Genomic DNA, 21,185 nt, shown 5'->3' with positions numbered 1-21,185 from the left:
GCCAGGGAGAGGTCGTACATAACATTATTTATTTCGGTAAAAATAGTAGTTATTAGAAGAATTTGTTTCTAAATGGGTTTTTCTGTCGCGTTTTCCGGAGGTATGTAAAATGTTAAGGCATGTATTCAATAAGCGATTGAAATATCAAAAACAAAATGTTGAAGATAAGCAAAATGATATACCCAGTACTATTTATACAGATATCCACGCTAATCTCGACAATATAAAAAGGATATTGAATGCACCATCTGATTTTATCCAAAGAACTTTTACAATAAGCGATAGTGAAAAAAAGTGTGCGATTGTTTGTATAGATGGGCTAGTAGATAAGGATATGATAAATGACCAATTGATTAAGAATATTCAATTGGGTATGCAGACTGCCAAAAAGGAAGTGCCGGCTTCTAGCGATGAAGTAATGGAGAAATTGAAGAATGAGGTTTTATCCACTTATGAACTTAAAATAGCACATATATTGGATGACGTGCTGCTTGCTATTTTGTCTGGTGATACAGCTTTATTTATCAATGGAACAGATAAAGTATTGCTAGTTGGAAGCAAGGGATGGGCTAGTCGCGGAATTGACGAACCTCAAACGGAATCATTGGTAAGGGGGCCGAGGGAAGGGTTTACTGAGAATATTCGTACGAATACTATGCTTGTTCGTAGACAGGTAAAGGATCCTAATCTACGGCTTGAATCAAGTAAGGTGGGACGGCGATCTAAAAGAGACCTTGTTGTTTGTTATGTTGAAGGAATTGTTCATCCAGATATAGTAGCAGAGGTTAACAGAAGATTGAAGACAATAGATATTGATGAGGTTGCAGAAAGTGGGACCATCGAACAATGGATTGAGGATAGTTCCTTGTCGCCCTTTCCACAGGTGTTGCATACTGAAAGGCCGGATAAGGTAACGAGCGCAATCTTACAAGGAAAAGTTGCTATTCTTTTAGATGGTACACCTTTTGCATTAATTGCACCAACTACATTTGTTTCCCTCTTTCAATCACAGGAAGACTATTATGAGCGTTGGCTTATTGGATCGTTGCTTCGAATATTGAGATATGTAGCAGCTTTTTTTGCTGTGTTTTTACCGGCTCTTTATATTGCGCTTGTATCATTTCATCAAGGAATGATTCCTTCGAAGTTAGCTTTTTCGATTGCTGGGTCGAGAGAGGGTGTGCCCTTTCCAGCAATCATTGAAGCGCTGATGATGGAGGCTACATTAGAGTTACTCCGTGAGGCGGGGATTCGATTACCCAAACCGATTGGGCAAACGATTGGCATTGTCGGTGGGTTAGTCATCGGGGAAGCAGCTGTACAAGCTGGATTAGTGAGTCCGGTTATGATTGTGGCTGTAGCAGTTACAGCTATTTCCTCCTTTGCGATTCCTTCATATGGTGCAGGAATTGCCTTTCGAATTTTACGGTTTGGTACGATGCTCGCAGCCGGAATTTTTGGGTTATACGGAATTATTCTCACTTACATTATGATTAACATTCATATTGCTAGACTAAAAAGCTTTGGGATTCCTTATTCCACGCCATTTGCTCCAACATTTTATAGAGATTGGAAGGACGTGGCTATTCGTGCCCCAATAACTGCGATATCCAAAAGGCCGCAATATATGCAGACGGTTGATGAGACAAAAATAGGTAAAGGAGACGAGAGTTCATGAAGTCCTTTGAATATGGTGACAGCGAGGTAGGTAGAAAAGAAGTTCTAGTGGGTGTTGCCAATATGGTCATTGGATTTGGGGTTCTTACTCTCCCACGTACAGTCGCAAATGCTACGCATTCAATAGATGGGTGGATTTCAATTAGCCTTGGCGGATTGATTGTTATTTTTTTTGCAGGGGTATTAGCCAAGTTGATAAGCCGATTTCCTAAAAAGAATCTTCATGAATTCACAAGTTTAATCATTAATAAACCGATAGCAACCATTTTAACGTTTTTATTTGCTTCATACATGATGCTCTTTGTTTGTTATGAAATGAGGGTCGTTGCAGAAATATCCAAATTATATTTGTTTGATCGGACACCTACAGAAGTTATCTGTTTTGTATTTTTCTTGGTTACTATTTATGCCGTTTCTGGACCAAGTACAGTTATACTTCGTCTTAACCTCTTGTTCATGCCTATCATATTATTTATTATTTTGCTTTTAATTGTAATGAATATAGGCTTTTTTGAATTTAAAACCACAAAGCCCTTCTTTCACACTGGTTGGAGTGAAATTCTGCGAGGTTCAAAAGAAACGATATTTTCCTTTTTAGGTTTTGAAATTTTATTATTTTACAACGCTTTTATAAATGAAACTAAGAATACGGTTAAATTCACTATAATGGGCATGGCCATTCCATTACTTTTATATTTACTCGTATTTGTGTTTGTAGTTGGAGTTTTTGGTGTCGAGGTTGCGGAAAACACACTTTATCCAACAGCAGAGCTAGCTAAACGTGTGGAAATACCAGGAGGATTCTTTGAGAGATTTGAATCAGTCTTTTTCACAATTTGGGTTGTTACCCTTTTTAGTACGGCATCGATGGCCTTTGATGTAACCTTATTAGCCTTTGCTTCTATTTTTTTAAAAAAGATAAAACGAATGACGTTTATTTTTTTTCTTTCTCCACTTATTTATATTATCGCCATGTCACCGCAGAATTTTGCTGAGACTTCTATATTTGGAGAATGGATTAGCTACCTAGGGATTGGATTTAGCATGTTCATGCCGTTGCTTCTACTTGTGATTGCTATGATGCGTGGGGTAAAGGGGAATGGATAAGTTATATAGAAGTATATGGATTTTTTGTTTACTCTTTTTGGTGACGGGGTGTTGGGATCAAAATGAAATCGAAGAAAGAGGGTTTGTGATTGGTGCGGCCATTGATATGGTTGAAGAGGAAAAGGGTGATTCTGGCGGGGAGATGTCCGAGAAAGAGCTAGGTGATAAGTATAAGTTAACCTATCAATTTGTTGTGCCGGGAAATTTTATTGGAGGTAGTAGCGGCGGCGGTCAATCGGGCGGAGGGGCATCAGAAGGAAAACCATTCTTAAATCTTACAGCGGAAGGAACATCCATTCATCAAATTACTAGAAAGATGGCTGCTGAGACCAGTCGTAAACCATATCTGGAACATATTAATTTAATTGTTCTGTCAGAGGAACTTGCAAGAAAAGGGTATCTTAAGGATGTTATGGATTTTTTTGTGCGTGACCATGAAATGAGGAGAGTAGCAAAAGTGATGGTGGCCGAGGGGGAAGCGAGCAAGGTTTTGGAAATTAATCCGCAACATGAAAAAATGCCGGTTTTGTTTATTGATTCACTAAGTGAAAATATGGTGAAACATGGTACTTCTTTACCGCCTATAAATATTGGTGATGTTCATAGTTACTTATTAAAGGGAAATAGTTTTGTTATACCGAGAATTGTCGTTAAGAACAATAAAGGGGCTATTTTAGGAGCCACTATGTTTGATTCTCAAGATCAAAAAATGATTGGCACCCTTAATGAAAGTGAAACACTAGGGCTTAATTTTATTACAGAAAAGGTTGAGAGTGCCGTACTTGAATTTTTGATGAATGGCCAACTTGTTGCTTTTGAAATTAAAGATGCTAGAAGTAAAATCAAGGCTGATGTTTTTGACAAAGATCAAATTAAATTTACAGTGAAAATTAACGTAGACGGCAATGTGGGGGAAGTATACGGGGACGTAGCTTTAAAAAGTCGATCGGTATTATCTGAAATCGAAGAAAAAACCGCTAAGGAAATAGAACGTATCATTAATGGTGTTATTGATAAAGTACAAAAAAAGTACAAGGCTGATGTCTTTGAATTAGGAGCTTATTTAAAGCAAGAACATTATAAGACATGGAAACAAGTAAATAAAGAATGGGAGAAGGGGGAGAATTATTTTTCAAAAAGTGTGGTTGACGTTCAAGTAAGGGTTGACGTAAGGCAAATTGGAGCGTCCATTAAAATGGTGAAATAGAGAGGAGTTGAACAATTATGTTGCACTGGATAGAGGAGCGAGTTCCCACTTTTATACTCGCTATATTATCTTCGCTCATTCCATGGGGGATATATAAATTGAACCAGGCCTTTCATCAATACGCTGACCCGCCATGGAAAAAAGATGATGAGTCACAGTGAAAAAATGAACTGTGGGTAATTTGTGTATAACTTTGTGGATAGGTCATTGTTGAAATGAAAATAAGTTAGAGCGCATACCTTGAGAGGTGTCTGCTCTAACTTATTTTTATTTTGGGGTCCATTCTAGAAGACGCTAATTCATACGCTATAACAGGATATCTTTGTTGTAGATAATGTGTAAGTGTATTTTCAGTTAATGGCCATCTTTGATTAGTTTTCCTTTTGCAAAGGCGGATTTAATTTTTGTTAAAGATTAGTTTGTTTAGTCAATTTAAATCTTTTTTATCGTAATGAATAACGACGAATATCATGGTGAAATTATCATAAAATTGATATATGTTTAATTAGGAAGTGTCAAAAGTACCATAATATAGCCTTTTGGCTCTACTTATAAGGAGGGATTGTATTTGAAGAAAAAGAGTTTACTAGTTTTTATTATTTGTATGTTTGCTTTTCAAATGTTACTTCCAACATTAAAGGTTCAAGCTGCCAAAGCTCTTGCTTATTGGTCTGAAGAAACAGAGGAAGTGTATGAACCTTTACTTCCTTATACATTAGAATGGAGTGGGGATGTATTAAAAAATGGAGGGTTTGATCTAGATTCAGGTCGTATAACAACTGATAAAACTATTGCCGACTTTGTTATTAATCAATATGGGGATATAGGAGCGAGAAAGATTGCTGAACTGCCTAAACAATCTTTGGATGAACCGATAAATATAGCGAATGTGTCATTTCCAACAGATGGATTAGGCTACCCGTTAACAAGCCTAAAAGTAAAATTAGACAGTACATATTTGATTCAATTGGATAGCGGGGATTTTGCGAAAGTGCATATTGATCAAGTTTCATCTTCAAAAGTTAATTTTACATTTGTCGTTCAAACAGATACATTACCGGATGAAGATCCGACACTACCTGATGAAGATGAGGAAGAAGTGGACGTGATTGACTTAACCTCTTCGCAATCCTCTGTATCCATGGATGTCGGTCAATCAAAATCTGTTTCACTTACAGCAAAATACTCTAATAATAGCAAGAAAACAGTTACAAATGCTGCTAAATGGAAGTCAGAAAAACCCTCCATTGCGAGTGTGACAAAAGGAACAATAAAAGGAGTTTCTGCTGGACAAACAATAATTTCAGCAGAATATGAAGGAATAACGATAAAAATTAAGGTAAGTGTAAAAAGTAAAACAGTAAAACCAATTAAAGGAATAGCTGGGACAGCTGTTGCAGCAGGTGACAGTCATACACTTGTGCTTAAAAAGAATGGAACAGTATGGAGTTTTGGTAAAAACCAAACAGGACAATTAGGGAATGGGAACACAAAGAATCAATATACTCCTGTTCAGGTAAAAGGCCTTAAAAATGTAAAAGATATTGCAGCCGGATATAATTTTTCTTTAGCTTTAAAAAAGGATGGTACGGTTTGGATGTGGGGAAATCCGCTTGCCAGCGTGTACGGGCCAAGATCTACACCATATCAAATTAAATCGCTCAAAAATGTGGTAGATATCGCAGCGGGTGAAGAGCATATGATTGCCTTAAAAAAAGATGGTACTGTATGGGTGTGGGGAAATAACTCATATGGTCAAGGTGGAATTGGCAAGACTTCCCCAGCAACGATTACAAATCCAGTTAAAGTAACAAAGCTTAGTAAAGTAACAGAGATTGCAGGTGGGCGTTATCATACACTTGCAGTAAAGAGCGATGGGACGATTTGGACGTGGGGAAATAATGAACGAAATCAAATTGGAGATGGAAAAACAGGATCTAGCTTAATGAAAAATGTTTTAGTACCATATCAAGTTAAATTATTAACGAAAGTGAAATCCGTATCTGGAGGCACTTATTATAGTCTTGCTGTGAAATCAGATGGAACGGTTTGGTCTTGGGGCTTTAACGATGCTAGCCAATTAGGAATTGTTAAAACAAGTGCTTATCAAAATAAACCAGCTAAAGTTCTAGGCGAAGATGGTGAAGGCTACTTGAATCAAATCAAACAAGCTGACGGCGGATATAGACATACACTTGCAGTTGCTAACGATGGAAGCTTATATACATGGGGAGAAAACACATACGGAAAGCTAGGCATCGGTACTGAAACTTCAATTTATGATGTATGGTCAGATGGCGCTAATTCAGCTGTACCGGCAAAAGTATCGCTGACTAAAGTAATTCAAGCAGAAGCAGGATCTGAGCATACAGTCGCGATAACTGCAGATGGGACGATTTGGACGTGGGGTTTTAATGATTATGGGCAATTAGGTGTTGGGAAAAAATATAGTAAAAAGAAAGTACCTGCTAAAGTATTACGTGCTAATTAATAACGTTCATTCGTCTTTGTTATGAGTAAATAGAGAAGCATTCAAATAGGCCAACAATAGGCCAACCACAAATTGTGGTTGGCCTATTTTTAGGTATGCGCAAGGCACGGATGTAACAATTCCTAACTGTTAAGACAGAGGGATCGGTCAGCCTAATGTAGAGGTAGGTTGCTCGTGGTGACGAAGTATATGAAGGGAGTAAGCTGCAAACTTCCAAAACATAAATCAACAAGTAATTTGCCATTTATTGTTGCATTATTAATCAATAATCATTATCATTAATAATGATTATCAATTGATAAATTAGAATGTATTTAAAATAGATTTTGTTGAGTGTATAGAAATTTTATTCTAGGGTGTTTTGGAAGGAGCGTAAAAGGATGGATTTAATTGTCAGTAGTGAAAAGGGGATTAAGGTAGAGTGTCTAGAGTATGGTTATAAAAAAGAGAATCTTGTGAGTCATTCAAAAACTTTGCAATGTGGAGATGTTTTAACCATTTCTAATAAGGGAAAATATGTTGTAGGAGTTGGATGGTTTGTTTTAATAAGTGTTAATAAAAAAATAAAAGACTATATGTGGATTAAAGAGCTAGAGGAAGCTATTCATTCTAATAAAGCTATGCCCATTATTGATTGTATGCTTGATTACTTTAATGTATCTTTTCAATTAGATCGAGCTTTAGAATCTCGGAATAAGCAATCATTTTTAAGTCTTTCAGAGAAGAAAACAAAGTTATCTTTTCTTTACGATAGAATATCCGGAAAACTACCAGTTGGCCTATAGTTTTTATTTAGTACATATCACGATAATTGTAATACGAACCTTTTTATAGTAAAATCAGTCTATCAAGTAAAAGGTGGGATTACTTATGCTATCGAAGTTAAATAAGAGCGCAAGTACAATGTTATCGAGTAACTTACACGAAGCATTAACGGATCAAATGAACTATGAATTTTATTCTGCCCATGTCTATACTGCGATGGCTTCTTACTGTAAAAGTGAAAATTATGATGGTTTCTCGAGTTTTTTCCTTGCTCAAGCTGAGGAAGAAAGAACTCATGGAATGAAGATTTATAATTACATCCATGATCGTGGAGAACAAGCGATTATCTCTGGTTTTGACCATCCAAATAATAAGTACGAATCTATTTTAGATGCTTTTGAAAAAGCACTAGAACATGAAAAAGAAGTGACGAGCCGAATCTATAATCTTTCTGATATTGCTCGTGATGAAAAAGAATATGCAACGATTTCCTTTTTAAATTGGTTCCTCGATGAGCAAGTAGAGGAAGAATCGCTATTTAATGGTATTGTTCAAAAGTTAAAACAAATTAATAATGATCCTACTTCTTTATTCACGTACGATTCAAAACTGGCGAAACGTACACATACAACATTTGTTGAATAGGAATCCCTGGATTTTTTGGAAAACCCTAAATAATGGACAAATAAGTCCTTTATTTAGGGTTTTCTTGTGTCTGCACCTAGTATAGAGGGCAAGCACTAAAGTTGTACATTATTCGTCTTTATTATCTGGATCAGTCATATCTTCTGGATCTTCAATAGCGTCTTCTGGATCTGGATCAGTATCATTTTCATCATCTTTAAGGATTGTATCGTCTTCATCAACACCAGGTACGTTATCGTTATCATTATCATCATTTAAGTCAGTATCATCTAAATCATTTGTATCGTTTAGATTATCATTTTGATCCACATCATTTGGTTCTTCTTGCGGAGGCGGATTTTCATTATTATTGTCGTTATTGCACCCCGCTAACATCATAATAGATAAACAAGCACTCATTAATGTAAGAAACCATTTTTTTGTCATCGTAAATGATTCCCCTTTCATATTTTTTATGGAACTGTACTTATATTTCCCTGTAGAAAGTGAATTATGTGTCACACTGACAAAATTATTTATTAATCATTTGTGAATAAAAATGTGAATGAGCTCTATAAAAAAGAGAAGAGGCTGCTGAAAAGTAGATGCTTTCCAGTCAACCTCTTCGGACGTACGTTTAGATTAACGCTTTTTTCAAGTTTTTCAAATATCGATAACGGATTAAGTAAAAATAAACAAGTTGAGCAATGAGAAAACCAGCTAGTACAATTATCATTTCTGTAGCGATAGATAATACGTAAAAGCTTTGTAAGGCTGTAAAGGCAAAAGCACTATGGACAAATGCAACCAAAATAGGAACGAAAAACAGTAAAGCAAGCTGACGAGTGACAATTTTATTCAATTCTTGGTCAGTTAACCCTACTTTCTTAATCGTTAAATATTGACGGCTGTCATATTCCAAATCAGCATACAGTCTGAAGTATAAGAAGCTTCCTGCAGCAATAAAGAATACAGCTCCAATAAGCAGTGCGACAAATAACATCATTTTGAACATAGTCATTTGATTTTCATACAAAGTTCCGCTTACCGTCATGAAGTAGGAGGTATCACTAGAAGGCAGTTTTTTTCCGTTTTCCACAAGGTTTTCTACCATACCTATTGTTTTCTCAAGTTCTTTCGTATAAAAACCGGTATATGTTCCTGTCGTTACAGAGGAGAGCTTTGTAAATAATTCATCACTCACTACTAGGCCTTCATCCCATACAAGCTGATAAGGCAGGACAACATTTTGTGTATAGGTCTTTGGATGAAGTTGTAGATGATCTTGTTTTAACGTGTATATTACAGGTTTAGAGAAGCCGCCCTCGAAGCTGGATGTTCGCATATTTAGGGTTTCTATTCCTTTTAATGGCTTTTCTGTAAACTCATATCCCGCCTGTTTAGAGATGGCTTGATAATCTGAGAAGGAAATAATGGCCAGCTTATCAGAAGGATATGGAGAAGTTGAGGAAGCAACTTCTATATATTTAATGGGAACTTGATTTGTTGTATAGCTCACTTGCTTTCCTTGCAATTCTCCTTCGATTTGCTGTAAATGTTGTTGATGAACTGGTTCGTCATTTAACGCGATATAACTAATTTCGGCTGGATACTCCATATCGAATTGCTTATTCATTACATTCATAGAAACAAGCGATCCAACTGCGCAAAAGACAACGGTCGAAAAAATGGTAATCATAAAAAACATGCGTGTATTATCTTTTAAGCGGTATGCTAAACTGGAAATCGTAATTAAATTCGTTTTTTCCAAACAAGCATCCGGTTTTTTTTCAGCATTTTCATTATAAATACCGATAGCTGTGTGTAAAAAAAGTACGTTCCGACAATTGTCATTCCAATGACCGGCAACATTCGGAAAAGTAAGGTTTGCATCGTCGCAGTAGTAGCTAAATAATAACTGATGATGAGTAAGAATGCAGAGAGAAGAGATAGAAGGATGGACACTTTTGGTTCCGTTTTCGGTTTTTCTCCTGCTTGGAATAAATCAATTAATTTACTGACTCGTACAAGAATCGTCGTAAATAATGAAATACTAAAGAAGAGAAGTAAGAACGCTCCTACTGTAAGGATAATTGCCTTTTCAGATAAATAAAAGGGCAGAGGAGCAATGCCAATCATCTTTGAACCAATTAAATTGTATCAAAAGTAACAGAACGAATGAAAATGATCATTAAAAAACGCTGGAACGCCAGCGTTTTTTCTATCGAGTTAAAAGCTCTTCGATTTATTGTTTACGGGCAGAATAACTTGTTCGCCTTTTTCGTAGATGCGAAGCAATTTATTTATCACACTTAATTTAGGTACAGTTACATACACAATGATGGCTGAGGTCATACTGATTATGGCTCCTGCTGCGACATCTGCTGGATAATGAACACCAACCCAAATACGTGAAAGACCGACACAAAAAGCAAGTATTATCCAGAAAACGCCTGTCTTTTTGTTAAAAAGCCAGAATGTGATACAAAAGGAAAAAAACAAAATCGTATGATCGCTTGGAAATGAATTATTTACAGCCTTTTCTATAAGCTGATTGACATTAGATAACTCAGCAAACGGTTGATGGTTGGAATGAATGGTTCCTGCTAGTTTCCCGATTATCTCGGCGACTATAAAAGAAATCATGGAACAAATTATCATGATTCTATTCTTATTAGTTCGTGTAAACCAATAGAGTATGACAGCTAATGCTAAGACATACACCATATATTCAGCAACGAAAACAGCAGAATCATTTAAGGGTGGATAATCTTTACCTAAATCATTGATTATTCTAAAAACCTGGATATTTAAATCCGAAAAATCCATTGATTCATTTCCCCTTTATGTTGTAATACGTTCATTATAGGTTAATTACTAGAACTAAAAATATGGATTTTGCTTACACAAGCTTACAGTTTTGTAAGAATCGTATTTTTAGTTTTTTGATCATAGGGAATGGTTTAGTTTAGGGGAATAACAAATGAGAATGAAATGTACAAGTAAACAAAAGCTCAATCACTTTTTTAGTGATTGAGCTTTTGTATTGTTCAAGGAATAAATCTAGAGCTGATTTATTATATCAAAAACATCGCCACAATCGTCGTCACGACTAACCCAATTATTACTGGAAGGAGGTTTCTACGCGCTAATTCGAATGGACTAACATTACAAATGGCGGCAGCTGGGATGAGTGCCCAAGGAATAAGTGTTCCGCCGCCTACCCAAATAGCTGAAATTTGCCCAAGTGCGGTTAAGGTAGCGGTACCGTCTCCGATGGCTGTGCCGAATAGATTTGCTACCGAACCTGCTAAAGAAATGCCGGAAAAGCCTGAACCATCTAAACCAGTAATGGCTCCAATACCTGTCAATGTAAGGGCTGCTATTTCTCTCGTTAAAGGAACGGCAGCAGCCAAAGCGACGCCGAGATCATTCACAATACCGTGGGATGTTTTCGGTAAATGGTCACCGATAATTTGAGCGAATCCAGAATCCCCTAAATAAAAGAAGGCAGCAATAGGAATGACGGGGCCAAATACTTTAAAACCGAATTGAAATCCTTGAATTAGATAGGTGGTTGTTTTTTCAAGTCCTTGTTGTTTATGCGCTACAACGGATAGAATAAGCAGAATAAAGACCGCCGTACCGCCAATTAATGCCGTCGCATCTCCACCTTGTAACTTTAAAAGGAACATAGCAATGACATCAATCAAAAAGGCAATTGGAATGAGTATAGCAAAAAAATGCTTTTGTTTTGTGGTAAGTAAATGTTCATTCATTGCTGGATCTTGAATAATTTCTTTATTTTCCCCTAATGTGAGAACTCCTCGCTTCATATCCCGCTTTAAAAAGATAAAGGCAGAAACCGTTGTGACCACTCCCATTGTAATGACGAGCGGAATGCTTGCTGAAATGACATCTCCAACTGGGATTGAAGCCGCATCGGCTGTAAGCTTAGGGGCTGCTTGAATGATAAAATCACTCGATAAAGCAATTCCATGCCCAAAGAGGTTCATCGCTATTGCTACACCAAGTGCTGGGAGTCCTGCGCGCAGGGCTGCTGGAAGCAGAACCGCTCCTAGCAAGGCAACAGCGGGAGAAGGCCAGAAAAACCAAGAAATGACCATCATCAGAATGCCGATAATCCAAAAGGAAATCGTTGGATTTTTCATAAACTTAGTAAAAGGAGCAACCATGGCATCATTAATGCCCGTTTTTGTTAACACATGGCTCATTGAAACAATGATGGAAATAATTAAAATTGTCGACATTAGCTCTGTAATGGCGAAAATAAAGCTGTTAAAAATCCCGATAATGGATGAAGTTACACTACTTGTTGCGACAATGGCTAGTGTGAAAATTCCAACTATACAAATGAGGGAAGTGTCTCGACGTTTCACCATAAATCCGATGATTAACACAATAAACCCTACATAAATCCAATGGAGAGCCGTTAATTCTACTCCCATAATTTTCTCCCCCTCATGAATAGGCTTGATGATAGATTATGGGGAAATGCCTAGTTAGGTGAATTGTTCCATAAATTTATTCGTAATCCATTATCTTCTTTCTTTTCAATTATCCATCAAGTATTCTAAAAAGAAATAGTTACGATATAAAAGAGGGATATGACATGAAGCAAATCTATAGTGAAATTATTCAATTTCGCGGGACACATTATGATTTTGGATATATGCAAGGGGAAAAACTACGAGATTCTTTAACCGTTATCAATCGTGAAGAGCAGTGGAAGGTGAGAAAGCCTCGATTTACGATAGAAGCAGAGGAAGTGAGAAAGGCCATTACACAATTTGCTCCTGGTGTTTGGGAGGAGCTGCTTGGAATGCAAGAAGCACTAGAATGGCCGATGAAACGTATATTGCAAGAATTTGGGGGCTATCGATTAGATTATGTAAAGTCGGGCTGTTCTATTTTAACAGGAAGGGATTATTTAATTCGTAATTATGACTATCATCCGAAGACGTATGAGGGTCGTTATGTTCTTTTTCAACCAACTGACCAAGGGTATGCAAGCATTGGGCCGAGCCAAAGAGCAACGGGAAGAATGGATGGAATGAATGAAAAAGGGTTAGCGATTGGTTATAACTTTATGAATCGAAAAAATCCAGGGGACGGATTTATTTGTTGTATGATTGGAAGGCTTGTTATAGAGTCTTGTGCCAATGTTTTGGAAGCGGTATCGATGCTGAAGGAGATACCACATCGCCATTCTTTTACGTATGTTGTGTATGATCAAAGTGGAGAAACTTATGTAGTTGAAACCTCTCCGCGCGGTGTTGAGGTTCGCCATTCTACTGTTTGCACAAATCACTTTGAAATTATGAGGCATGAAAATCGTAATCATCTCGTCGATTCTCAACGACGACTAGGGGTTATGAAAGAACAATATGAGAATCTTTCAGAAGCCTATGATGCTTTTCGATTATTAAATGATAAGAATCGAGGGGTTTTTTCCGATTTATATGGCAGCTGGGCAGGAACAATCCATACATCGGCTTATTTACCAAGGGAAATGAAGGCGTGGATAGCATTAGGGGGAAATCAAGAACCTACTGTATTTGATTTTGCCAAATGGCTTAATGGAGAAGATGTAGAACTAGAGCAAATTACAGGAGAGATTGATACGGATATTCCATTTGTACATATGGATGAGGGGGCCAATTGGTATCGAAAATAGATAGATTGGCTTTTCGATTAGCTCTATAACGTTAGACTTAGTTTTTTTATGTATATACAGTATTAATGGTTGAAAATGAGGAGGGGATACTAGTTGATTGAAAAAGAAGTTGTTGTGAATGGAGAATACGAGCTTTCTGCCACATTAACCATTCCAGAAAATGAAGAAGAGAGATTCCCGGCAATCGTTATTGTTCCAGGAACAGGCGGAGCTGACCGGGACGGAAATATGAAGAATTTTGAAATGAATATTTATAAGAAACTGGCCGACTTTTTGACGGGTTTAGGCTTTGTTACAATAAGATACGATAAGCGGGGAATCGGTAAAAGTAAAGGAGTCTCTTATGAAACAGGAATGCACGATTTAATGGATGATATCATTCATAATATAAAGTATTTGGAGGGTGTTCCAAGTGTAGACCCAAAAAGGATTCTTTTACTTGGACATAGCGAGGGCTGTATATTAAATACGATTGTACAACAAAAGTACCCTGTAGCCGGTCTTATCTTAATTGCTGGTGCAGGAACAGGATTGAAGACGGCGATGCAAAGCCAAAATCTTATGATTGTCAAAGAAGTGCAAGCCATGAAAGGGCTAAAAGGCATGTTGTTAAGACGGTTGGTAAGCGAAAAAGGGGTAATAGATAAACAAAATAAGCTATTTAATAAAGTGTTAGAATCGAATGAGGATGTGATGAAAATTCAGTCTCAGAAATTTCCTGCCAAGTGGTTAAGGGAACATCTTCATTATAATGACGAACAGATATTAGCTATGCTTAAAGAGACGCAATGCCCTGTACTAGCTATAGTGGGAGATAAAGATGTACAAACAGATTCCGAGGCATTAAAGGAAATTAAAGCATTAGAAAAAACTAACATGACTTGTCTTACTATCCCTAATATGGATCATGTACTAAGGGAATACACAGGTGAAAAATCTGTATTAAATGTAAAAAAGCAATATAAGGAGCAAATTATTAAACCTTTACATCCTGTGTTAGAAAGTGAAATAAAGCTTTGGCTGTTACAGTATTTTGGAGAAGAACCAACAATTGCTGAGTAAGAAGCTCACTAAAAACACTCCCGAAATAACGGACTTTTATGTTGTGTCCATTGTTTTGGGAGTGTTTATTATAGGCTAGATTTATCTCTTTTCTCTTGGATGGAGTCGAATCATTTCTTTTGCTTCTACTTTTAGAGATTTAAGAAAACTAATCGTCATTAGTAACATGATGACTGAGAATGGAAGTGCAGCGACAATCATTGTATTTTGAAGGGCGAGAAGTCCGCCAGAATAAAGCAAAATAAGAGCTGTGGCGGTTAATAAAATCCCCCATATGATTTTTATGCTGTTTGTTGGATTCGTCGATCCATTCGTTGACATCATTGCTAATACAAATGTACCTGAATCTGCCGAAGTGATAAAGAAGATTGCAACTAAGATAATGGCTATAATCGACATAAAAGTACCTAATGGATAATTAGCAAAGACGCCAAACAAAGACTGTTCTAAGCTTAGGCTGGAAATGGTAGCAATTCCTTCGCTTTCAAGTGTAATCGCTGATCCTCCGAAAGTTGAAAACCAAAAGAAACCGATGAGAGAAGGGATGACCAATACGTAGAAAATAAATTCTCTAATACTTCTTCCTTTTGATACGCGAGCAATAAAAATGCCGACAAATGGGGACCAAGCAATCCACCATGCCCAATAGAAAATAGTCCAGGAATTAATCCATGCTCTGTTTTCTTCATTAAGAGGAGCTAACCTGAAACTCATATACGGTAAGTTTTGGAGGTAAGTACCAATTGTATCTGTGAATAAATTCAAGATGAATAAAGAAGGTCCTACAATGAACATGAGTGCAAGAAGAAGGAAAGCGAGAATCATATTGGTATTACTTAAAATTTTAATTCCTTTTCCTAGCCCTGTTAAAGCTGATCCAATAAATAGAATAGTAACAATTACGATAATAATGACTTGAATGAGAAAATTAGAAGGAATATCGAACAGATACGATAGACCGCCATTAATTTGTGCTGCCCCAAATCCAAGTGTAGTCGCTACACCAATAACGGTTGAAAGAATAGCGAGAATATCAATTAGTTTCCCCGTCTTCCCATCTGCTTTATCTCCAAGAATAGGTTTTAAAGTAGCACTAATCACGACAGGCTGATTTTTTCTAAACATGAAATAAGCAAGTACTAGTGCAACAATTCCGTAAATAGCCCAAGCATGAAGCCCCCAATGAAAGAACGTAAATCTAAGCGAGTCTTTTATAGCCTGAGGGGTTCCAGTTTCTCCAGTTGGGGACTGAATGGCATAGTGACTAAGCGGTTCAGCTGACCCATAAAAGACAAGCCCAATTCCCATGCCAGCACTGAAGAGCATAGCAATCCAAGTTGGTCTTGAAAAATCAGGTTTCGCATCTTGTTTTCCTAGTTTAATTCGTCCAACAGGACTAATGAATAAGTAAATACAGATAAGTAAAAAGAAGGTAACAACAATTAAGTAGTACCAGCCGAAAGCATTGGAAATGAATGCTTGCATATTGGCTGTTACAGTTTCAAGGGTTTTGGGAGTCGTGAGCCCAGCAATAATAAGAAGAGCTAGTATAACGGCGGAATAGGTAAAGACTGAAGAAATGTTTTTCATAATACTGTATGTACTCCTAACTCTGTAGACTGATTTATAAAAGAGAGATTCATGTAATGAGTAAGGTGTTCTCATTACATGAATATCCTTTAAGCTGTTCTTCATTTAATGTTTTTAGTATTGCGTGTATGAGGAAAATTACACGTGAAATATAGATAAAAAAGTATTTAATGAAAAACTGATAAATCGATAGTGATTTCATCTATTTAAGGTTGTTTTATCTTAGATTGATACTCAGTAAATTGTTTTTGCACTTCTGTTGAAGGGACTTTATCAAGAAGGCTAATAATAATAATTGCAAGACCTGCGAATAAGAAACCTGGTGCAAGTTCATATAAATCAAAAAGGCCGCCCGTTAGTTGTGCCCAAATTATGACTGTAACAGCGCCGGTAATAACGCCGGCAAGAGCACCATTTCTGGTCATGCGTTTCCAAAATAAGCTAAGGAGAATGACAGGTCCAAAGGCTGCTCCAAACCCAGCCCATGCATAACTTACAAGTTGCAGCACCTTACTATTAGGATCATATCCTAATAGAATCGCAATGATGGCGATTCCTAGAACAGCAATTCTACCAACAATCATTTCTTCTTTCCTGGAAGCACTTCTTCTAAAAATGGATTTGTAGAAGTCTTGTGCTAATGCACTTGAAGAAACGAGTAATTGCGAGTCAACCGTGCTCATGATTGCTGATAGAATGGCTGCAAGTAAAAAACCGGCTACCCATGGATTAAAGAGAACTTGAGAAAATATAATAAACACTGTTTCAGCGTTTTGTAATGGCTCATTAACAAAATAGGCGATACCAACAAATCCAACCAAAATCGCCCCAAACAATGAAAGAGCCATCCAGCTCATGCCGATACGTCGAGCCTTTGGGATATCCTTTGTGGACTTGATACCCATAAAGCGAACGAGAATGTGAGGCTGACCAAAGTATCCTAATCCCCAAGCTAATAAGGAAATGATTCCTATAGCAGTTGCTCCAGAGTATATATCGAGGTAAGAGGAATCAATTTCTTTAATTTGCTGCAGCGTTCCATTCCATCCTCCAAGCTCATAAATCGCGGCAATAGGAATGATAATCAAGGCTCCAAACATTAAAATTCCTTGAATAAAATCCGTCCAGCTTGCTGCTAGAAACCCTCCGAAGAACGTATAAGAAACGATGACTGTTGCTCCAACCCATAAGGCGAGAATATAGTCCATTCCAAATGAATTTTCCAAAAGAATGGCTCCGCCCACAAGACTAGAAGATGTATAGAATGTGAAGAAGACTAGAATAACAATAGCGGAGACGACACGAAGAATTTTGGACGTATCGTGAAAACGGTTTTCAAAGAAATCTGGAATCGTAATGGAGTCATTCGCGACTTCTGTATAGATTCGAAGTGGTTTAGCAACAAATCGCCAGTTTAAATAAGCACCAATGACCAATCCGACAGGTAACCAAATTTCACTAAGGCCACTAACATACAATGCCCCAGGCAGCCCGAGCATAAGCCAACTACTCATATCAGAGGCCCCCGCACTTAAAGCGGCAACTCCTGGACTTAGCTGTCTGCCTCCTAGTACATAATCACTCAAGTCTTTTGTTCGTCTTGCAGCTATATATCCAATAATCATCATCCCTATTAGATAAATCATGATGGAACTAAGCGTAGGTATATTAATGTCCATTTGTATTAACACGCTCCCTTGTTGTGTAATAGTCATCATTACGCTAGAGTAATGATCTATAATGAAATGACTGTTAGCAAATTATTAAACACCAATTGTAATCGGCGCATCTACACGACAAACAAAATGGTTCATATCCATAATGAACGGTGGGGTGCTTATCATGTTTTGTTTACATAATTGATGTAATTCTTCAGATGAAAATTGAACAATCCCAAGACCGATTTCTGTTCCTTCAGTATCGATTATCCGAATAACGGACTTCTTTTCAAATTGTCCTTTTATTTCGATAATGCCAGAGGCGTGCACACTTTCACGTTTTTCGACAATGCGATTTTTTGAGGATGAGTCGATGACGATTTCTCCTTTAGGACCTGAATTAAAGGCAATCCATTTTGTTTTTTCGTTTAAATCCATTAATGGTGCTTTTGCTTTAAAGTACGTCCCTTTAGCCGTACCTAATACGGCATCCATGACAATGTTTGGAGTGCCGGCTCTTCCTAAGAAGGTTGAAATGCCAGAAGCCATGGCAATTTTAACCGCTTGAATTTTTGATTTCATACCGCCGGTACCGACATCACTTCCTGAGTCACCAGCTGCTTTTTCAATTTCAGGCGTAATGTTATGAACATGTGTTAACAGCTTAGCGCGGCTGTTTTTGCTAGGGTCTGAGTCATATAGTCCATCTATGTCTGATAAAATGGTTAAATAATGGGCATCGACTAGTACAGCTACCTTTGCTGAGAGGGTATCATTATCTCCAAATTTTAAGCGGTCAATTGTTACGGTATCGTTCTCATTGACGATAGGGATAATGCCTCTTTCTAATAAGACGTTTAATGCATTACGCATATTTTGATAGCGATTTTCATCTGAAAAATCACCTCTCGTAATTAAAATTTGCGCCGCAACATAGCCGTGAGACAAAAATAGCTCGGAGTATGTCTCCATTAATAATCCTTGACCGATTGAAGCAGCAGCTTGCTTTTCTGGCAATGTAGTAGGGCGTTCAAGACAGCCTAGTTTTCGATAGCCAGCAGCAATAGCACCAGATGAAACGAGTACAACTTCATATCCTGTATCCTTTAATAAAACAATTTCATCTACAAGTTTTTCGAGTTTTTTACGACTAATTTCTCCGTGTCGACTAGTTAGTGAACTGCTTCCTATTTTAATTACAACACGTTGCTTATTAGTGGTTACGGTCATCTAACCCCTCCTATTTTTTCAATATTCAATCTATTGTATCGGTGAAAAGTTGCTAGCATTTACTTTGAATTGTGTACTCATTTCTCTTGAGCGATTAGCAGCTTGCTTAATAGCTTGAGAAATAGCTGTGCCGCCGCCGTATTGTTCAAGTGCAGCTAATCCTGCGGCTGTCGTACCGTTCGGCGAAGTAACCTTTTCCCTTAGAACAGCTGGTGTTTCGCTTTGTACTTGAATCATTTTGGCTGCTCCGATTATAGTCTGGGCAATGATTTGCCGTGTCATATCTTCAGCTAATCCGCTTTTTATTCCTTCCTTTTCCATATGTTCTATTAAGTAATAAAAGTAAGCAGGGCCGCTGCCGGCAATACCAGTAAAAATGTCCATTTGTGCTTCAGGTATGACATATACGGTTCCGATACATTTAAGTAATTTTTGTGTGAGTGTTACGTTTTGTTGTGTAGTGTGTGTTCCAGCAGAAATAGCGGTAGCGGATTCTCCGATCATGCTGGAAGTATTGGGCATAACTCGGATGACTTGTTGTCCTGCTGGTAAATGCTGCTCTATAAAAGAGGTTGTAATACCGGCTAATACAGACAGAATAAGATGGTGTGGTTGAACGACATGTTTGACGGATTGTAAAGCGGATGCTGCATCTTTTGGTTTCATTGCGAGGACCATTAAGTCAATGTCTTTAAAGGGTAATTTATCTTGAGTTACGGCGTTAATTTCATATGTTTGTTTGAGCTGTTGTAACCGTTTATCGTTGCTTCGATTACATACAAAAATATGGTTTCGTGGAATGATGTCAGCATTTATGATACCTGAAATCATTGCTTCTGCCATCGAACCGGCTCCTAAAAATGCAATTTTTTTGTTAATAAACATGCCATTCCTCCCAAAATGTTCGTGTTTTTGTTCTTATTTTTTAACAACGACCTTATATTAACATGTATCAAATCATTATCAAGGGATATCAGGAAAGTCATGTGTATATGCTTCAATTAGTGAGTATAAGCGTTTATCTTGGTTATTCAATAAGGTAAATGAAGGCTCAAGCCAAAATATCACTGCTCAGGATAAAATTTGGAAGATTATTAGGGCTTGTTATTCTTCAAATTGTGTAAGAGTAATTGGGAAAGCAGAGGGAGTGAAAGTCCTTCCGTTTGACGTTTGAAAAGAAAATATTTATAATAAAATTAATAAGAAAATTGAATATATCCTTCCGTATAAGGGGAGTAGCTATACAATAAAATCGTCATTACGGGATGCAAATCCTCGGTTTTATTGGCAACTAATGATAGTTGTTTGCGAGACCTTACCGATTCTTGGTAAGGTCTTTTTATGTAAAGGCGTTATAACCGAGAAAATAGGTTATAACGCCTTTTCTTTTCTTATATACCTAAGGATAGAGAGAGGTGACGATTATTCTTTTATTTGATAAGTTAGCTGTCAGTGTTAAAATGGCAAATGACCACAAACATACACTTTTGGATTACGATAAATCGTTAACGTTAATTGGACAAGGCAGAAGTGCTTATGTATTTAGAATCGAACAAACGAATAAAGCAATGAAGATATTTTTCCCGACTTATGCTCACCTTGCTGAGCAAGAGGCAAATATATATAGGGAGATTCAACATCTCTCCTATTTTCCAACTTTTTATGAGGCAGGTCCTAATTATTTAGTCATTGACTATTTAGAGGGGAATACACTTTTTGAATGTTTAACAAAAGGGACTCCAATCTCAGAGGATGTTATAAAAGAAACCGATAGGGCTTTACAATTAGCTAGGAAAGAGGGATTGAATCCGTCTGATGTTCATTTGCGCAACATTTTTATCACATCGAATAGAGAAGTGAAAATTATTGATGTGGCTCGATTTAGACAAGTGAAGGTTTGTACTCAATGGGAAGATTTAAAAAGTGCCTTTTATTGTTATTATAAAAAGCCGTACTTTCCAAAGAAAATTCCTGAATTTATGTTGAATAGTATTGCAGTGCTGTATAAGAAAAACCTTCTTAAAGTCCATCGTACAAGAAGCTCTGAGTTTTATCAGCGGTGAGAAAGACTTATTC

At 37.2% G+C, this 21,185-nt stretch carries 19 protein-coding genes; 10 read left to right on the top strand and 9 right to left on the bottom strand.

Annotation, left to right across the window (positions count from 1 at the left end; translation table 11 throughout):
• The first annotated feature begins 109 nt into the window (after positions 1–109).
• The 7 genes from D1953_RS19805 to D1953_RS19780 all read left to right on the top strand — a co-directional run bounded on the left by D1953_RS19805 (position 110) and on the right by D1953_RS19780 (position 7,892).
• Positions 110–1,678, top strand: coding sequence for a spore germination protein (locus D1953_RS19805; protein WP_119118874.1), 1,569 nt, complete (start codon positions 110–112; stop codon positions 1,676–1,678).
• Entirely contained in the window at positions 1,675–2,784 is a 1,110-nt protein-coding gene (locus D1953_RS19800; RefSeq protein WP_119118873.1) for a GerAB/ArcD/ProY family transporter, read from the top strand. Before D1953_RS19805 ends, D1953_RS19800 begins: the two co-directional genes overlap by 4 nt.
• Positions 2,777–3,991 carry a Ger(x)C family spore germination protein gene (locus D1953_RS19795; RefSeq protein ID WP_119118872.1) on the top strand — a complete coding sequence of 405 codons (1,215 nt, stop codon included), beginning with the start codon at positions 2,777–2,779 and terminating at the stop codon, positions 3,989–3,991. The genes D1953_RS19800 and D1953_RS19795 overlap by 8 nt, the downstream gene beginning before the upstream one ends.
• Positions 3,992–4,008: 17 nt before the next feature.
• A complete protein-coding gene (locus D1953_RS21485; protein WP_182480692.1) occupies positions 4,009–4,152 on the top strand; it encodes a hypothetical protein in 144 nt (47 codons plus the stop codon).
• A gap of 407 nt (positions 4,153–4,559) precedes the next feature.
• Entirely contained in the window at positions 4,560–6,482 is a 1,923-nt protein-coding gene (locus D1953_RS19790) for an RCC1 domain-containing protein (RefSeq protein ID WP_119118871.1), read from the top strand.
• 380 nt (positions 6,483–6,862) lie between these two features.
• A complete protein-coding gene (locus D1953_RS19785) occupies positions 6,863–7,267 on the top strand; it encodes a hypothetical protein (protein WP_119118870.1) in 405 nt (134 codons plus the stop codon).
• Between the two features lie 118 nt (positions 7,268–7,385).
• On the top strand, positions 7,386–7,892 hold the full coding sequence (locus D1953_RS19780) for a ferritin (protein ID WP_119118890.1): 507 nt from the start codon (positions 7,386–7,388) through the stop codon (positions 7,890–7,892).
• Positions 7,893–8,000: 108 nt separating this feature from the next.
• On the opposite strand, the gene D1953_RS19775 is transcribed toward D1953_RS19780, so the two are convergent.
• From D1953_RS19775 to D1953_RS19760, 5 genes are all read right to left on the bottom strand, one after another.
• On the bottom strand, positions 8,001–8,318 hold the full coding sequence (locus D1953_RS19775; protein WP_119118869.1) for a hypothetical protein: 318 nt from the start codon (positions 8,316–8,318) through the stop codon (positions 8,001–8,003).
• Positions 8,319–8,508: 190 nt separating this feature from the next.
• Positions 8,509–9,642, bottom strand: coding sequence for a hypothetical protein (locus D1953_RS19770; protein ID WP_182480691.1), 1,134 nt, complete (start codon positions 9,640–9,642; stop codon positions 8,509–8,511).
• A complete protein-coding gene (locus D1953_RS21480; RefSeq protein ID WP_182480690.1) occupies positions 9,624–10,010 on the bottom strand; it encodes a hypothetical protein in 387 nt (128 codons plus the stop codon). Before D1953_RS21480 ends, D1953_RS19770 begins: the two co-directional genes overlap by 19 nt.
• A gap of 90 nt (positions 10,011–10,100) precedes the next feature.
• A complete protein-coding gene (locus D1953_RS19765; RefSeq protein ID WP_119118868.1) occupies positions 10,101–10,700 on the bottom strand; it encodes an undecaprenyl-diphosphatase in 600 nt (199 codons plus the stop codon).
• A gap of 248 nt (positions 10,701–10,948) precedes the next feature.
• Positions 10,949–12,340 carry a hypothetical protein gene (locus D1953_RS19760; protein WP_119118867.1) on the bottom strand — a complete coding sequence of 464 codons (1,392 nt, stop codon included), beginning with the start codon at positions 12,338–12,340 and terminating at the stop codon, positions 10,949–10,951.
• A 164-nt stretch (positions 12,341–12,504) separates the two neighbouring features.
• On the opposite strand from D1953_RS19760, the gene D1953_RS19755 reads away from it, so the two are divergent.
• Positions 12,505–13,569: a C45 family autoproteolytic acyltransferase/hydrolase gene (locus tag D1953_RS19755; protein ID WP_119118866.1), complete on the top strand. Its 1,065-nt coding sequence runs from the start codon at positions 12,505–12,507 to the stop codon at positions 13,567–13,569.
• Positions 13,570–13,662: 93 nt separating this feature from the next.
• Positions 13,663–14,631 (top strand): alpha/beta hydrolase, encoded by a 969-nt coding sequence (locus D1953_RS19750; RefSeq protein ID WP_119118865.1) that lies wholly within the window; start codon positions 13,663–13,665, stop codon positions 14,629–14,631.
• An 81-nt stretch (positions 14,632–14,712) separates the two neighbouring features.
• Here the strand turns inward: D1953_RS19750 and D1953_RS19745 are convergent, their stop codons facing one another.
• The 4 genes from D1953_RS19745 to proC form a co-directional block, all read right to left on the bottom strand.
• Entirely contained in the window at positions 14,713–16,221 is a 1,509-nt protein-coding gene (locus D1953_RS19745; protein WP_119118864.1) for a glycine betaine uptake BCCT transporter, read from the bottom strand.
• Positions 16,222–16,427: 206 nt separating this feature from the next.
• The gene (putP, locus tag D1953_RS19740) at positions 16,428–17,900 is read right to left on the bottom strand and encodes a sodium/proline symporter PutP (protein WP_119118863.1); all 1,473 of its coding nucleotides are present in this window, start codon (positions 17,898–17,900) and stop codon (positions 16,428–16,430) included.
• Positions 17,901–17,984: 84 nt separating this feature from the next.
• Positions 17,985–19,109, bottom strand: coding sequence for a glutamate 5-kinase (proB, locus tag D1953_RS19735; protein ID WP_119118862.1), 1,125 nt, complete (start codon positions 19,107–19,109; stop codon positions 17,985–17,987).
• Between the two features lie 30 nt (positions 19,110–19,139).
• The gene (proC, locus tag D1953_RS19730; protein ID WP_119118861.1) at positions 19,140–19,994 is read right to left on the bottom strand and encodes a pyrroline-5-carboxylate reductase; all 855 of its coding nucleotides are present in this window, start codon (positions 19,992–19,994) and stop codon (positions 19,140–19,142) included.
• Between the two features lie 530 nt (positions 19,995–20,524).
• Here proC and D1953_RS19725 point away from each other — a divergent pair.
• Complete coding sequence (locus D1953_RS19725) at positions 20,525–21,172, top strand: protein kinase family protein (RefSeq protein ID WP_342769271.1); 648 nt, start codon at positions 20,525–20,527, stop codon at positions 21,170–21,172.
• Positions 21,173–21,185 lie beyond the last annotated feature (13 nt).

The sequence above is a fragment of the Peribacillus asahii genome (assembly GCF_003570725.1).
Classification (GTDB): Bacteria; Bacillota; Bacilli; order Bacillales; family DSM-1321; genus Peribacillus; species Peribacillus asahii.
The sequence above is the reverse complement of the archived record's forward strand: the minus strand, read 5'-3'. Positions and strand labels throughout refer to the sequence as shown.